11 protein-coding genes are annotated in these 16,692 nt (G+C 35.9%); 1 reads left to right on the top strand and 10 read right to left on the bottom strand.

What is annotated here, in order from left to right:
• Positions 1-38: 38 nt before the first annotated feature.
• Complete coding sequence (locus H5079_RS03435; protein ID WP_182683442.1) at positions 39-488, top strand: MarR family winged helix-turn-helix transcriptional regulator; 450 nt, start codon at positions 39-41, stop codon at positions 486-488.
• A gap of 330 nt (positions 489-818) precedes the next feature.
• On the opposite strand, the gene H5079_RS03430 is transcribed toward H5079_RS03435, so the two are convergent.
• The 10 genes from H5079_RS03430 to H5079_RS03385 all read right to left on the bottom strand — a co-directional run bounded on the left by H5079_RS03430 (position 819) and on the right by H5079_RS03385 (position 16,658).
• Entirely contained in the window at positions 819-2,006 is a 1,188-nt protein-coding gene (locus H5079_RS03430; protein ID WP_182683441.1) for a PLP-dependent aspartate aminotransferase family protein, read from the bottom strand.
• Positions 1,999-3,441 (bottom strand): Na+/H+ antiporter NhaC family protein, encoded by a 1,443-nt coding sequence (locus H5079_RS03425; protein WP_182683440.1) that lies wholly within the window; start codon positions 3,439-3,441, stop codon positions 1,999-2,001. Before H5079_RS03425 ends, H5079_RS03430 begins: the two co-directional genes overlap by 8 nt.
• Positions 3,442-5,409, bottom strand: a complete 1,968-nt coding sequence (locus tag H5079_RS03420; protein WP_182683439.1) for a glycoside hydrolase family 97 protein — start codon at positions 5,407-5,409, stop codon at positions 3,442-3,444.
• 131 nt (positions 5,410-5,540) lie between these two features.
• Complete coding sequence (locus tag H5079_RS03415; protein WP_010552578.1) at positions 5,541-6,422, bottom strand: helix-turn-helix domain-containing protein; 882 nt, start codon at positions 6,420-6,422, stop codon at positions 5,541-5,543.
• Between the two features lie 115 nt (positions 6,423-6,537).
• Positions 6,538-8,100: a sodium/sugar symporter gene (locus H5079_RS03410; protein WP_182683438.1), complete on the bottom strand. Its 1,563-nt coding sequence runs from the start codon at positions 8,098-8,100 to the stop codon at positions 6,538-6,540.
• Positions 8,101-8,390: 290 nt separating this feature from the next.
• Positions 8,391-10,694, bottom strand: a complete 2,304-nt coding sequence (locus H5079_RS03405; RefSeq protein ID WP_182683437.1) for a tetratricopeptide repeat protein — start codon at positions 10,692-10,694, stop codon at positions 8,391-8,393.
• A 174-nt stretch (positions 10,695-10,868) separates the two neighbouring features.
• Positions 10,869-12,710, bottom strand: a complete 1,842-nt coding sequence (locus tag H5079_RS03400; protein ID WP_182683436.1) for a glycoside hydrolase family 36 protein — start codon at positions 12,708-12,710, stop codon at positions 10,869-10,871.
• 141 nt (positions 12,711-12,851) lie between these two features.
• A complete protein-coding gene (gene galK / locus H5079_RS03395; RefSeq protein WP_182683435.1) occupies positions 12,852-14,000 on the bottom strand; it encodes a galactokinase in 1,149 nt (382 codons plus the stop codon).
• Complete coding sequence (locus H5079_RS03390; protein ID WP_182683434.1) at positions 13,997-15,043, bottom strand: UDP-glucose--hexose-1-phosphate uridylyltransferase; 1,047 nt, start codon at positions 15,041-15,043, stop codon at positions 13,997-13,999. The genes galK and H5079_RS03390 overlap by 4 nt, the downstream gene beginning before the upstream one ends.
• Before the next feature lie 67 nt (positions 15,044-15,110).
• Complete coding sequence (locus H5079_RS03385) at positions 15,111-16,658, bottom strand: sulfatase (RefSeq protein WP_182683433.1); 1,548 nt, start codon at positions 16,656-16,658, stop codon at positions 15,111-15,113.
• Positions 16,659-16,692: the final 34 nt, after the last annotated feature.

Genomic DNA, 16,692 nt, shown 5'->3' with positions numbered 1-16,692 from the left:
AAATATAAGGATGCTGATATTAATATAAGGACACTGATATGTCTAGTGGTGATTTTTCAAATCAATCTGTACAAAATTTAGGATATCTATTAAAGCGAGCACAACAATCACTAAGAACAAAAATAGATTCAGAACTAAGAGCTACTGAAATAACACTTCCTCAGTATGCGGTTTTGTCTACTGTAGCCATATCTCCTGGGATATCTAATGCAGATCTTGCCAAAGCTGCATTTGTTACACCTCAAACGATGCAAGGTATTATTTCTACATTAGAAAAAAGAAATTTTTTAATTCGCTCAAAAGATCCACAACATGGCCGAAGGTTGATGACCAAATTAACAAACGAGGGGAAGACGGCTATGGAGGCAGCTCAAATCGAAATAATAAAAGTTGAAAAAATGATGTTAAACGCTATTGCAGATCGTGATATTGAATTCGCGACTCAAACTTTACTTAAATGCATTGATAATTTAACTACGGAAAAATAAAATATTTATTGGTAACTAATCTGAATTCTGGTTAATAAATCTATCTCAAGCAGCTATTTTCAGCGCTAACTGCGTTGACTTTACTTGCAACAGGCCAGCTATTGACGCGTAAATTCGCCTTGTTTTCATTAAAAACTTCTGGTTAGAGAAAATAAAATTAAATATCACTATGATTCAATACGTTAGTAAATCTCTTAACCAGAGTTCAGGTTAAATAGAGTGAACTCGATACTCCAATAACAGGGTTATAATTGTGTTATTGGAGTCGCTATTGCAGTGTTTATTACAGTAAGGCATTCATGTTTTTAGTATTAAAAGCCTTCGCCTACTTTAAATGAGATCTAAAGCCTGAATTAAGTCATCTAATAAATCGTGTTTATCTTCTAACCCAATTGATATTCTCATATCACCTAGAGTAATACCCATCATATTAATTTGCTCTTCAGTTAACTCTCTTATACAGCTAATTGCAGGTGCATAAATAAGACTTTCATGCCCGCCCCAACTGACCCCTTTTTGAAATAGTTTTAAAGAATCAAAAAATTTAATAATTTGAGTTAAATCATTAGTATTTAATTGAAAGCTTATTAACCCACTAAAGCCACTCATTTGTTTACAAGCAAGCTCGTGTTGGTTAAAACTTTTAAGCCCCGGATAGGTAATATTTTTTATCTTTTCATGTTTTTCTAAAAACTCTGCTATAAACAATGCATTACTTTGGTGTTTAGCCATTCTTATATCTAGAGTACGTAGACTACGCAGTAATAAACTTGCCTCATGGGGTGATAGTTTAGCTCCTAAAAGTTCATACTCGCACCCAGCTATAGAATTTATAACATCTGTACTGCCTATTAAAGCACCGGCAATAATGTCACTGTGCCCACCTAAGTATTTTGAACACGAGTGCACCTCTAAATCAATGCCCATAGGTAATGTTTTTTGGAATATTGGCGTGGCCCATGAATTATCAATTACGGTTGCTATATTATGTTTTTTAGCAATTTCTACTATTTTTTCAATATCTTGAATTATAAACGTAACTGATGTGGGACTTTCTAAATAAATTAACTTGGTATTAGGTTGGATGCTGTTTTTAATTTCTTCAATATCATTTCCAGATACATAAGTTACTTCAACTCCCATCTTAGGAACCATAAAATTATTAAGTAAGCTATGTGCAGGACCGTAGATATTTTTTAAGGTGATCATGTGATCGCCATTATTCATAAAGTGCAAAATACCTGATGAAACTGCAGCCATTCCTGAGGCAAACAGCTTTGATTTTTCGCCTTTCGCTAGCTTAGCTATTTTCTTTTCTACAAAGGTGACAGTTGGATTGTTGCCTCGAGTATAAATATGACTATTTACTTTATCCTGAAATGCTTGCTCCAAAGCAGCCCAAGAGTTGAATGTAAATAAAGAGTTTTGATAGATAGGAGGAACAACCGCACCGTAAGCCTCTCCTTCTTTATTACTATCGTGAATTAAATCGGTAACAAAGTTGTGCTCTTTATTCATTATCTATCTCCAAATCAGATCTACTTTTTGCATATCCAATACCCAAATAAGCAAAAGTGAATGCTAAAAAAATATTTATAATTGATAAAAACTGCCAATTCCAATACTCCAATACCCCAACTCCAAGGGAGGTAAAAATAAATACTGATGTTGTGCTCCACGGGATTAGGCTTTCAATCATGGTTCCTGTGTCCTCTAAAGATCGAGACAAAACAGTTCTAGGTATATTTAATTCATCGTATTTTCTTGAAAAAGCTTCCCCTACGATAAAGCTATTTGCGTACTGACTAGAGGTGAGCGCATTTGTTAACCCAGAGGAAATTAATGTGATGGATACCAGCTTGCTTGGGTTTTTAATTTTTGGAATGATTTTATTTATCAAAGTGGGTATCGCATTTAACTTACTGATGGTACCTACATAAATAAAAACAATTAAAATTATAACAATCGGCTCTATTAATGAATATATTCCACCTCTATTCAATAAGTTACCAAGAAAAACTTGTTGGGTTGTAGGAGGAGCAGCCAACATATCTATTGAAAAGCCTCTATGAATTGTATTAACAACATCATCAAACGAGCTATTTTGATAAAAAATAGCGAGTAAAGATGCCAATAAAGATGAAACGATTAGAGTCGGTAAAGGCTCCTTTTTTTTAATTGAGCCAACCAAGATAATCAAAGGGGGTAAAAATAATAAATAGTTAAAACTAAATATATTTGGCAAGATTTCTTTTAATTCATCTAAAGCATATAAGTTTGAAACACCCATATCTGCTGGATATAAATAACCTAATATAAAAAACAAAATACAAGATACTATAGCAGCAGGTAGTGTGGTTATAAGCATTGCTTTAATATGGGCTTGCACATCCACGTTTACAGAAATGGCAGCCACATTCGTTGTGTCAGATAATGGAGACAGCTTATCCCCAAAATACGCCCCCCCAACTATCGCGCCTGTCAATATCCCCAAATCTACGTTCAAAATTTTACCGGTAGTAATAAACACTAAGCCAATTGTCGCGATGGTTCCCCAAGAAGACCCGCAACATAATGAAAATGCTGCGGATGCTATAAAAGCGATAAGATATATGTGCTCGGGAGAGACGAGTTCAAGGCTAAGATAGACTAAATAAGGAATTGTCCCAGACAAAACCCACGTTCCAATAAGTATTCCTATAGCGAATAAGAGCATAACTATTGGAAGAGCCTTGGATATTCTTTCGACTACTGTTGTGATTATTTCATTCCACGTAAACCCAAGGTATAAGGCTTGTGTGACCACAATTATGGACGATAAAAGAAATACAACTTCTAAAGGCAGCGCTGTTTGCTCTAGTAAAAATGGCCTTACTATCAAGCCATAAATTACCATTCCTAATAGAACAAATACCGAGAATAAAGAAGCGAATAGGTTTTTATACTGCGTCATCTAGTTTGCTACTTTACGCAGCTTAGCAACCCAGCCACCATTTGGTGCCAGCTGAACTTTGTGCTTAAGTTTTGAGTCAATCGCTAATGTTGAAGTTGCATAGTCACTTGCATAATTATCGGCATTAATACCGTCCTTGAAAAGCTCCATTTTATATTGACCATCATCTAAAAACCCAAAGTCTATTTCATACTCTCGCCCTTCACCATTACCTAATACAGCCACAAACCAATCAGAGCCTGAACGTCTTGCCATAACAATATGATCCGTTAACTTAGCCGACTGAACAACGGTTTCATCCCAAACTGATGGTATCGAACTTATAAATCGAGTGCTCTCATGTTCTTTTCTGTAGTTAGATGGGCTATCAGCAAGCATTTGAAGTGGGCTTTCAAACACAACATAAAGTGCTACTTGGTGGGCTCTTGTTGTTTTACTCATCGGTCTATTAAATGATATGTGAAAGTTTTCAGGTTGAGTATTAACCATCGCACCTGGAGTATAATCCATAGGACCGGCGAGCATACGTATAAAGGGCAATGTTAAGTTATGCTCCGACGTAATGTAGTCACCCCATTTATTATGCTCTAAACCGCGAACACCTTCTCGAGTAATAACATTTGGATACGCTCTTCGTAATCCAGCTGGTTTATATGAGCCATGAAAGTTAACAAGTAGCTTTGTATCTGCCGCTGCTTTAGCTACCTTCCAATAATAGTTAACCATGTCTTGATCATCTCTTTGCATAAAGTCTACTTTGATGCCCTTAACACCCCACTTTTGGTACTGTTTAAGGATATTATCCATATCTTTACCAAGAGTTTCCCATACAACCCAGAGGATCACGCCTACATTCTTAGACTCACCATATGAAACAATTTCTTGTACATCAATATCATCTACAATTTCTAAAGCATTGCCTAATGTATACCAACCTTCATCTAAAATTATATATTCAAGACCATATTGTGCAGCAAAATCTATATAATATTTATACGTTTCAGTATTTACGCCCGCTTTAAAGTCTACCCCATATAGATTATTTGCATTCCACCAATCCCATGCAACTTTTCCAGGTTTTACCCATGTTGGATCAATTTCACTTTCTTGTGCTAATAAGTAGCTCAATTGGTTGTTTAACAGTTCTTTATCATCTTGACTTATCGCTATTACTCTCCAAGGAAATTTAAACTCACTTTCATTTGAAGTTATTAACGCAATATCTTTTGCTCTTTTAATAATATTTTCGTTTCTGTCTGAGCCATCTTTCAAGCTCGAAGATAGCACTCTTTTTGGGTGAGTACCCATTAATGAAGTTTTACTATTACCTGTGACCCATAACCCTGGGTAATTTCGCAAACCCGTTTCTGTAATGACTACTTTGAACTTGGAGCCTTCAACTAATAGGGGCAAACTTCCCAAGTTGTCATCACCTAATTCTGATAGATTTTTATTTAAATATGTTCTTTCATTATGAGAGTAAAAACTTTTTTCTTGAGGATAATAGGTAAGTAAATCTTTCGTAAATTTAAACTCTGCAATTTCATTAACAACTTTAAATTCACCTTTTTTGTCACTAATAAACCGATAAGAAACCCCATTATCAAATACGCGAAATTGAACAGTGATACCAGTTTCATACGCTAAGTTTAACTGATTATAATTATCATGAATGGTTGCAGATTTTTGTTTTATATGGGGTCTAACGACTTCGTCTACATGTTGTGTAGTACTATTTTTGAATTTATCGTTACGTAATAATAATCCATCTTTTTCAAATGCTATATTTGCCTTAGCGTCTTTAAGAATAATTTCACCAGACGCTTTTACAGAGTATTTTAGATCAATTCCATCAGTGTTAACTGTGAGTTCTATTTCACCATTGGGTGAAGTAATGGTCTTATTCAGCGCATTTGCTTTGCAACTTGTGATCGCAGTTAAAAAGACTAAAAGAAATAATTTTTTCATCACTTACTCTCTTATTTAATAGTAATTACATTTATTTTTTGATTTATAAAGCAATGTTTGTAAATTAAATTAGAGCACGCATAACATTAAATAGCTTACACAATTAACATAAAACCCTCCTAAAAAATAACTCAATGCTTAAGCATTGTTTTTCTAAACTCTAAAGGTGACATGTGTAATTCTTTTTGAAACATATCGTAAAATCGGCTTACCGAGCCAAACCCTGCTTTATTTGCAATATTAATAACTGGTTCTTGTGTATCAACCAAAAGGGCCTGTGCATGTTGAAGCCTGAGCTGATTGACATAGTGCTTAATACTCACCTTCATCACTCTACTAAATAACTTCATTGCATAATTTTTGTGTAAACCTGTCGCACCAGCCACATCCTCGATGTTAATTTTCTCATCATAGTGCTCCGCTATATAAGCGAGCATGGCTTGGACATGGTTTATTCCCCTTATAGCCGCTTGCCCTTTTTCTTTAACTACCCTTTCTACAAACCCGTACGTTTTATATTTTTCTAATGCCATACGGGAAATACGAGTTCTGATTTCACTAATCACCTGCATGGTTAACGATGGCGTATTCTTGATTAAATCGTCTCCCCACATTTGTGTAATTAATTCATCATTTGGATATAAGCTGTCTGATAAAACAACTTCTCCTATTAATAATAATTCAATAAAATCATGTGGTAGTTTCCAAGACAGAAAAGCTTGGAGAGGAATGTAGATATTAATCATGTACCCATCACCTGTGAAATTAGTCATTTGATGAGGTATTGCAGCCCAAAAAATTAACATTTTTCCTTCGGGCACATCTATATAATGACCATTTATAAGGTACTCTGCAGAGCAGTTAAACAGAAAATTTATTTCGATGTGCCCATGCCAGTGACTTTGCTCCATTATTTTAGGGGTATGTTTTTGGAAACCAAATTTAGAATCCTCACCTTGGACCTCTAATGGCCCTGAATCCCTTGGTATAATCCTATTTATCCAGTTTAGCATTCAATTGCACCTACTTTATTTTGTCCTCTTTTTTAATAAGTAAAAAAGGGGGACATATTGATAACGATGATATATGTACCAATATTTCATCGTTATGACAATATAAACAAGTTGGTTACCACCAGGTTACATAAAACGCAACAAGACAAATAATCACACCTAATGATGCTACGTTGAAACTAGTTTCTGTGCTAAAACTGACCTCATCTAATTTCACTGTGTTATTTTCTTGAACCTCTTGATTAAGAAGCGATACGACAATACACACAATTAAACATAAGATGAAAACAATACTTACGCGGTCCATAAATGCAATATGAGACATATATATTTTAAACAATATTGAAAAAATAGCAGAGCCAATTGCAGCAGAAAATGCGCCTGTAGAGGTTGCTTTTGACCAGAACATTCCCAATAAAAATATGACCACTATTCCGGGAGTAAAAAAGCCCGTGAACTCTTGTACATATTGAAAGGCTTGGTCAAAGTTGCCTAAAAAAGGTTCTGCAACAACAAGCGCAATGAATAACGATGCACAGACAGCAATTCGGCCAATTTTCACATAATGTGTTTGTGTCTTATTGGGCACCAACTTACTGTAAATATCCATTGTAAAGATAGTTGAAATACTGTTTGTCATTGATGCAAGTGAAGAAACGATAGCTGCTACCAATGCTGCAAAAACCAATCCTTTAATACCAATTGGCATTAGTGACATCATAGATGGATAAGCATGATCGGAAATATCTAAATCGGGATATATTAATACTGCGGCTATACCAGGGAGAACCACTATTATTGGCATGAGTAATTTAATGTATGCAGCAAACACAATACCTTTTTGAGCTTCTTTTACATTTTTTGCGGCTAAGGCTCTTTGAATTATATATTGGTTGAACCCCCAGTAACTGAGGTTCATTACCCATAAACCACCAACTAAAACAGAAATACCTGGCAGACTTAGATAATGTTCATTGTCAGAGCTCAGAATCATATCAAAATGTTCTGGTAATTCTCTCGTTAAAACTTTAGCGCCTTCAAATACCCCTAACCCACCTGACACTGTATCAAGAGCTAAATAGGTTAAAAATAGTCCGCCAAAAACAAGTAAAACAACTTGAATTATATCCGTATAGGCTACCGCTTTAAGGCCACCGTACAGGGAGTAAGCCATCGAAAATAAAATTAAAAATACCATGCCATAAAACCAATCGACACCAGCTACGGTTTCTATTGCAAGCCCACCAAGCCATAAAACTGCCGTTAAATTAACAAAAATATAAACAGCTAACCAAAAAAGAGCTAATGTAGTTTTAACCTTATTATCAAATCTTTTTTCTAAGTACTGAGGCATCGTATATATTTTATTTTTTAAAAAAATAGGTAACATATACTTTCCAACAATAACTAACGTGATAGCTGCCATCCATTCGTAAGAAGCAATCGCAAGCCCTATCGCATATCCTGAACCAGACATCCCAATAATTTGCTCTGCTGAAATATTTGAAGCAATTAGCGAGGCACCTATAGCCCACCACGGCAAACTTTTTCCAGCTAAAAAGTAATCTTCTGTATTTTTTTCATGAGACTTTTCATCTCTAGATATCCATAAAGCAACGGCTAATAGCCCTACTATATATATGACAAAAATACTAATATCGAGTGTTTCTAATTTCATATTAAGCCTTTAGATTTTATTGTATTAAGCTTGATATATAAATATACCTGAGCACATATTTATTCTTATTCTGAATACTATGTGTAACAGTATTACGGTTCAATTTTTAATGTATAAAAGCTATTTTTTGATATGAAGTAGGTAATTTATAGGAGTGTAGTTTCAACGTTGCACTAAATATTGTGAACCTTTACCCCTGCTATAAACAAAGGGCAAAGTAAAAAAAGATATCTTATTCAACGTAATATTACTTTATAAGTAAGTCGGGATTTTAACTGTTATAAAGGTGATTAATGATTCAAACTTTTCATTAGTGTCAATTGTTTGATATATCGATCTACTTCATGATTATTTGGGATTAATCGAGCTAAATGATTGGCGTAATATAGCGCTCTGGCATACTGTTTTTGTGCTGCTAAAGCCTTACTAAGACTATAAGTTATACTGGAGTCGTTTGGGGTAATATTAAAAGCAATTTCAAAAGATGTTATCGCTTGAGCTAACTGACCTAAATCTTGTAATAAAAGTGCATATGTATAATGATATTGAGCATTTGTACTTGCGTATTCTGTGGCTTTTTTAAGCGCACTCTTTGCCAAATCCTTTTTAGTTGTTCTAATTAAACTCATTGATAGAGCAAAGTATAGTTCTGCAACTTTATCGTTTTTATCTATAGCATCTTCTAAAATACTTTGTACTTTTACTTCATCACCTTGCTGGCGATATAGTTCAGCTAAGTTAGTATATGCAGGTGAATAAATAGGCTCTATCTCAATCGCGGTCAAAAAATGCTTTTCAGCTGCTTTTAAGTCCCCTAAATCTAAGGCCAAACTACCTAAATTTGTATGGGAAAAACCTCTATCCGCCTGATATTTTTGTGCTTGTTTATACTCATCTAGAGCATTTATTAAACGATCAATATCACGTTTACTCATATTGTTAAAATAGGGTTCAGTTAATAAAATAGCTAGGCTTCGGGCTGCATTTATACGTATAGGTAAATGATTATCATCAAGTAAGCTGTGCAGCAATTGCCATTTTTGATAAATAGTGACATCTTTGCTGGCAGTTATTAGTGCCAAACTTTTTAATGGCTCATCATCAAGTTTACTTTTTAGATCAAATAATAAATGTTCTTTATTCGATACTTTATCTAAACGAGTAATAGCAGAAGCGCGAACTATATCGGGAAGTTTACTGTCCTGAGCTATCGCTTTTAACTTGGTAGTAGCATCTTGAAAATTATTATCGGCTGCATAGAAAGACTGTGCAAAATGATCACTCCCTACATATTTTGAATTAGGGTGCCATTTTTTTATTGCCGTCTCGGCCCACTCTGCAGTTTTATCTTTATGGCAGTCATTACATGCATTTCGTACCCCTGTTTCACGTGTTAAATCTGGCCTAGGCACTCTAAAGCCATGATCTCGACGCTCATCAACTTGCATATAGGTTGTAGTGGGCATATGACAGTCAACACACTGACTTCCTGTAGAGCCTATTTTATGACCATGATGTTTGGGAGTATCAAAAGATTCAGCTCCATGACATTGGGTACATGTTTGATTTGCTTTTAATTTAAGCTTACCTGTATGGGGGTTATGACAATTAGTACAAGTAACTCCTCGTTCGAACATCTTACTTTGTGTGAAGGACCCCCATACATAATTTTCATCCCATACCTGACCATCTACATAATAAAGTTCAGGGGTGAGTAAGCTTGGCTGAAATTGGCTTAAAAACTCTGTGGGAGAGGTTCGGTCTTTATAAAATGAACGCCTTGAATGGCAAGTACCACACATAGCTACTTGTTTTGATTGTTGCAAAGAAGCCATGCTTTTCATACTGCCATCACTTTGGCGTTGAAATAAGGGGGAGCTTTTACCAATAAATTCAGAAAAGCCCTTGTTGTCTTCAGTGCCGCTGACATTATTTACGTCTATATTATTAGCCCAAATTAGGTGTTTTTTAGGATCCCCATGACACGCATTGCAGCTGACATTAATTGCACTGAAAGTTGAATCATAACTTTTAGTTTTTAAATCAAAGTTTTTTTTGAAATCTGTTGAGTGGCAATCTGCACACATATAGTTCCAGTTTTGTCCCATCTGCGAAAAATGAAACAAATTATTAGAGTCGGCATCTGGATGCAATACGAACCAGCGTTGCCCGCCATCTTCTTTTGCACGCGAGTCCCACGCAAAAGGAAATAGTTGGATTTTCCCCTTTCCCATATCAAACATATATTGTTGTAAAGGTTCATAACCGAAAAAGTATAATACCTGATAAGGTTTACCTATCCCTTTATCATCTGGAATACTAATCATTAATTTATCATTTTCTTTATAAAAATTAGCGGCATAACCAAGATACGATAAGGTTTGATTATTAAAGTTCCCTAAAACGGTTGCCTCGTCAGCGTACCCCATTGAGTGAAAGTGATGTGATTTTTGCCAGTCTTTAACCTGCTCTTGGTGACACGATACACACTGTTGCGTAGTTGCCTCGCCATATGTTAAAAATGAAACAAAGCTTATGACTGTAAATAGCACAAAATAAAAATTGGATTGCCATACTTTATTTTTTTTATACATATAGGTTATTGACCATAATCTGGAAAGTATTAAAAGTTGAAACGCCTGAATATTTAGCTTCGAGGGCTGTATTTACACCAACTATATCAATTTTATTCTTAATAATTAAATTCGTTAAATAATAAAATGAATACTCAAATAATTTGAGTATTCATTTTAACAACAGTAAATGTATTATTTACTTATTAATTTTATTTTAGCTAAACCCGATACAGGAATATCCAACATTAGTAAGTTTCCGTTTACGACCTTACTATAAACTTCCACTCGCTTACCAGTCGGTGTATATACTTCTACATCTGCTCTGTATGTATTTTTGCTAAGTTTTAAAATCACTTCATTCGTTTTTTTAGCATTTACGATATCTATGGTACTTATATTATTGGTTTGGGCTGCAACCGAATCGCCATATAGGGTAATGATTTGTTTATTGCCCTTATAACTACTAATTAGCGGGTAGTTACTTGTTATACCTTGAGGTTGAAAATTTTCGCTAAGTAAAACATGTTTGTTTGCATTCCAATAACGTGTATAAAATTCAACCATATCTAAATGACTAGTAGGTAAATCATTTAATCGCACTGACAACTGCGGTACAGAATAGAAAATATTTAATAATTGCAAAGCGGCTAACTCTACTGGTTCATCAAGGTGCCACATCAACATATCGGAATGCACTGCGGTATCACCACTTAAAAGTCTTAGTGTGACAATACGTTTTCTGTTTGTTACTGCACCATTTGGAATATCTGTAGCACGAAACATGTTTCCATACTTTCGCATCGCTGGCCCAATGTATCGCTGTCTAAATTCAATCATTACTTCAGGATTAATTTTCTTTAGCTCAAAAACTAAATCAGACATTAATTTATCTACAGATTCATATACAGACGCGTAATCTCTACCATTCCCAATAGTTAAGTCTGTATCGTCTGATGTTTTAAATTGATCAATAAAGTCTAATTTTAAACCATCCCACTTCCAATCTTTTACTGCCTTTATGTAATGATTTATAAGATATTGTCTAACTTCAGGGTATCTCGGGTCCAAAACATAAGTCCCTAATGACTCACTATGGCTAAGGTATTTACCTTTAAATTTTTGTGCCGCCTGTGACTTATCGCCAACAAATGGGATTGAATACCAAAGTAATGATTTCATATCTAGAGCATGCACATCCGACACAAATTTTTCAATATTGGTTAACCTTTCTGGCTCCCAGTCACCAGTATAAGCATAACCCCTATTGTTATCATTGGTCTGCCAACCATCATCAACAATAATTGCACCATAGCCTAATTGTTTCGCTAACTTACTTTCAGCGAGTAACTCATCATGTTTGATATTTTGATGATAACTATACCAAGTAGAATACATTGGCTCTAAAGCACTTTGAGGAACGGCTATTGGCGTATATTGCTCCATATTTGCCCACCAATCAGCTACATCACGCAACGAAGTATAAAGAGGGGTTTCACGCATATCGATTCTAACTTCAACTTCATAGTTTTTAACTGCTTTGTGCTTTTCAGTAAAAAAATCAAGTTGATGATAAATCATTGAATCCTCTTCGCGCACTTTGGCTGATAAATTTACAAGATTCACAGCATCACTTACCGATACGGTATAACGATTGATATCATCATGCCCAAATAAAGAGTAAGTAGGTGCATTTTGCGTCAGCATTGAAGATAATTTTTTACTACTCCAATCCGCTGGGATTATATAGTCATTGTTAAACTCTGGAGTCCAAATACCAGCAATATCTATCGATGGTGTTTGCCATTTGATTGATGTTTTAGGTGGGCTTATGGCTTCATCTGCAGTGAGTACCATAGTAAAGCTATAAACATCCGTCTCTTTAGTGATATTTTTTATTTCTATCGAAAAAGGACTTTCGTCTTTTTCTATGTCAATCACGAGTGGACCTAGCTCAAAACTTGTTTGCTTAGTTTGTGCATAGAGTAATGTCGAATTGAGCAACATTATTAATATAATTAATCTCAGTGTGTTCATTTTATTTCCTTAAATAACTTTAATTAAGCTAAATTTTTATTTTTGTAACCTCAAAGATGGTTATCTTTCAAGTGCGGTGTAGCTACTTCTCATAAATAGGCGATAATGGCTTAATATAATGCCTAAAAATGCTATTTTTTATCAAAGTACACACACACCCGACGCAGGTAAACTGATATAGATGCTTTCTTTAAGGCCCGTTTTAGCTTGATACTCAGAGCTAATTGCTGCAATTACTTCTTGCACCATATCATTGGGCATAAATGCAACTACACAGCCCCCAAACCCGCCACCAGTCATACGTACACCTCCTTGAATACCTAATACGTTATTGATAATTTCAACTAAATTGTCGATTTGAGATGTTGTGATCTCAAATAAATCGCGCATTGATGCGTGGCTTTCTGCCATTAATTTACTTAATTGTTGAATATCGTTATTCGTAAACGCCTGCATCGCGTTTAAGGTCCGTGCGTTTTCATACACTATGTGTTCAATACGCTTTGCAACTTGTGGATCGAGTGAACATTTCTGTTGCTCAAATTCCCTAATGCTGACATCACGTAAACTTGTTTTACCAAGCGCTTTAGCACCTGCATCACACTGCTGGCGACGTAAGTTATATTCACTATCAACTAAACCACGCTTAACATTTGAGTTAACCATCATAATAGTCATTTTAGGGTCAATAGTGACTTCGATTAGCTCTAGTGAGCGACAGTCAATACCAAGTGCTTGATTTTGCTGACCGCAGGCCGAAATAAGCTGATCCATAATGCCGCAGTTGCAACCGACGAAGTTATTTTCCGCAGCTTGACCAATCTTAGCTATTTCTTTGCGATCTATAGATAATTCACATAAATGATTAAAGGCGTAAGCAATACCTACTTCTAACGCTGCTGATGAGCTGAGCCCAGCGCCTTGTGGTACATTGCCAGTAATGCAAATATCACATCCAGTTAATTGATGATTTCGTTTTTGTAATTCATCAACCACCCCCCTTACATAGTTACTCCAACTTTGATCCGGGTTAAATTCAAGCGGCTTCGTCAATAAAAAACTGTCAGTTTCATTATCACAATCAACAGCCAGTACATTTACAATACTATCTTTGCGTGGGGCTATTGCAATATACGTTGCGTGCTCAATTGCACAAGGCAGCACAAAGCCCTCGTTATAATCGGTATGTTCACCTATCAAGTTCACGCGACCAGGCGCTCTTACAATAAATGCAGCGTCACGACTAAAGTGAGTTGAAAATGCATTACGTACACTATGCTCAAAGTTCATCTTTTAGCCCCTTTATAATGTGTTAGTGATTGCTGCTTAAGAATATCTGCTGCTTGCTCTGGCGTAATGTCGCGCTGTGCTTCAGACAACATTTCATAGCCAACCATAAATTTTTTAACCGTTGCAGAGCGCAATAGAGGAGGAAAAAATTGGGCATGTAATTGCCAATATGAGTGTTCTTCGTCATCGTATTGCGCACCATGCCATCCCATTGAGTAAGGAAACGGACATTGGAATAAATTGTCATAGCGAGTGGTTATCTGTTTGAGAATGCTGGCTAAGCTTATTTTTTGTTCTGCACTGACATCAGTCATACGCGTAAGTTCGAAGCGAGGCAAAAGCAATGTTTCAAACGGCCAAGCAGCCCAATATGGTACAACTACTAACCAATCATCATTAACGCATACTACACGCTCATCTAATTCAAACTCTCGCTTGGCATAATCAAGTAATAGATTACTTCCATGTTGCTGATAATAATTTTTTAAATTTATATTCTTACGCTCAACTAAACTAGGAAGATGGTCTTGCGCCCAAATTTGCCCATGGGGATGCGGGTTTGAACACCCCATCACAGCTCCTTTATTTTCAAATACTTGTATCCAACGATACGTCTGCGATAACTCAGCACATTGCTGTTGCCAAGTATCCACTACGTTGGCTATTTCATTAATTGATAACTCTGGGAGTGTTTTTGAATGATCTGGGGAAAAACAAATTACTCGCGCTGTTCCGCGTTCGCTCTGCATTGAAAATAACGGATCTACATGCTTAACCTGCGGCACATTTTCACGCAGTGCAGCAAAGTCATTAGTAAATACAAATGTCCCTTCATAAGCTGGGTTTACCTCTCCATTAATGCGAGTGTTGCCTTTACATAAAAAACAATTATTGTCATATATTGGCTTTATTTCATTATCGACACCTTCCTCTTGGCCTTGCCAAGGGCGTTTAGCACGATGTGGAGATACCAACACCGACTCCCCTAATAAAGGGTTAAAGCGGCGGTGAGGATGTTCTACTGGATCAAATAACTCTGTCATTATTAACCTAATAAAATAATGTTGAAGGACATACGCTTGGAGCTCTCAGTCCAAGCGTAAACCAAAACTACTGATCAGAAACAAGCTTAAACTTTTCATTTTTAAGCGGGAATTGAGAACCAGATAAATTTGGATATTTAATTCTGAGTTTGTCGTATTCAGGGTTAATCGCTGTGTCTCCCCAAATGCCTAACATTAGCTTTAACGCTTCTTCATTTTCAGGGTACTGTCCTTGATCGTTGCTATCACGTATCCAGTCATCTAATACCTTTCTGTGCTCTAATAACGTCGACTTAAAGTTATTGTCATCAGCTAAATTAAAGATTTCGTGAGGGTCGTTTTCAAGATCGTAAAGTTCTTCTTTTGGCCTTGTAGGAGAAAAGTGCTTTGCTTGAACCTCATTCAACTTGCCATCTTCATAAAGCTTGCGAGATACTTTGGTTAGATCCCAGTAATCTCTATAACTAGGTTGCATACCTGAGCGTTCAGGATAAAAGTTTCGGATGTATTTAAAGCGCTCTGAACGAACCGATCTAATTCTATCAATCGTAAAATCACATCTATCACGAGCCGAAATAACATATTTATGACCCTGGTAATTATCAGAAAATAAGTTTTCACCTTCAAAGTATTCAGGTATATCGATACCGGCAAGGCTTAGCGTTGTTGCGCTTATATCAAGCATACTTACTTGCTCGTCTCTTACTTGCGGCTTTAACTTATCATCATGCCCTTTCCAATAAGCAATGAAAGGTACTTTAAGCCCACCATCGTATAAAAACTGTTTGTGTCTTAAAAAACGAGTACCATGATCAGCAAAGAAAAATATGACCGTATTTTCTAATTCTCCATCTTTTTCTAAACGAGAAAAAACACTTGCAACCTCTCTATCTGTGATCTGCAGAGACTCTAAATACCTAGCCCATTCTTCAATAACAGTGGGATCATTTGGGTAATAAGGAGGCAACTTAATTTTACTTCTATCGATGGGATACTTCACTTTTTCAGAAAACTTTCTACTGAAAATATGCTTTCCACCTTTTAATTGGATTTGTCCAAAGAATGGTTGCTCTGGGTTGGCTCTATCGTTCCAATCAATTTCTACACCCGACTTACCGTAGAGTGGATGCACCTTATAATCACCGCTGTATAAATCAAAACGGTCATAGCTGAAGTTATAATCATCCTTACCACTATTAAAAGTAAAATAACCATTTTGCTTCATAATTTCAGGAACAGTTTTTATATTATCTGGGAGTAAAATTGTTGATTCTGGAGTACGCGAACTGTGATGGTTATGAATACCTAAATTTGTTTGCATTTGCCCCGTCATCATAGCTGATCTCATTGCAGAACAAACTGGCGCAGGCGCAATGGCATTGTTAAACTTTACACCGACTCTTGCTAACTCATCTATCGTTGGAGTGGTTACTAAATCATTACCATCGTGCGCAAAGTCAGGTGAGATGTCTTCAACATATATCCATAAGATGTTCGGCTTTTTATCCTGTACATTCACCGTTTCTTTTTGTAGCGAAGAGTCACTCTCTTTTGTACACGCGATTAAACCAGTACAAATAAAAATTACAGCTAAATATCGTTTAAATAAATACATTTCTATTACCTATTTGAGCAACTCCAGCGAAGCA

Source organism: Pseudoalteromonas sp. SG44-5, from assembly GCF_014164175.1.
GTDB classification, from domain to species: domain Bacteria; phylum Pseudomonadota; class Gammaproteobacteria; order Enterobacterales; family Alteromonadaceae; genus Pseudoalteromonas; species Pseudoalteromonas nigrifaciens.
The sequence above is the reverse complement of the archived record's forward strand: the minus strand, read 5'-3'. Positions and strand labels throughout refer to the sequence as shown.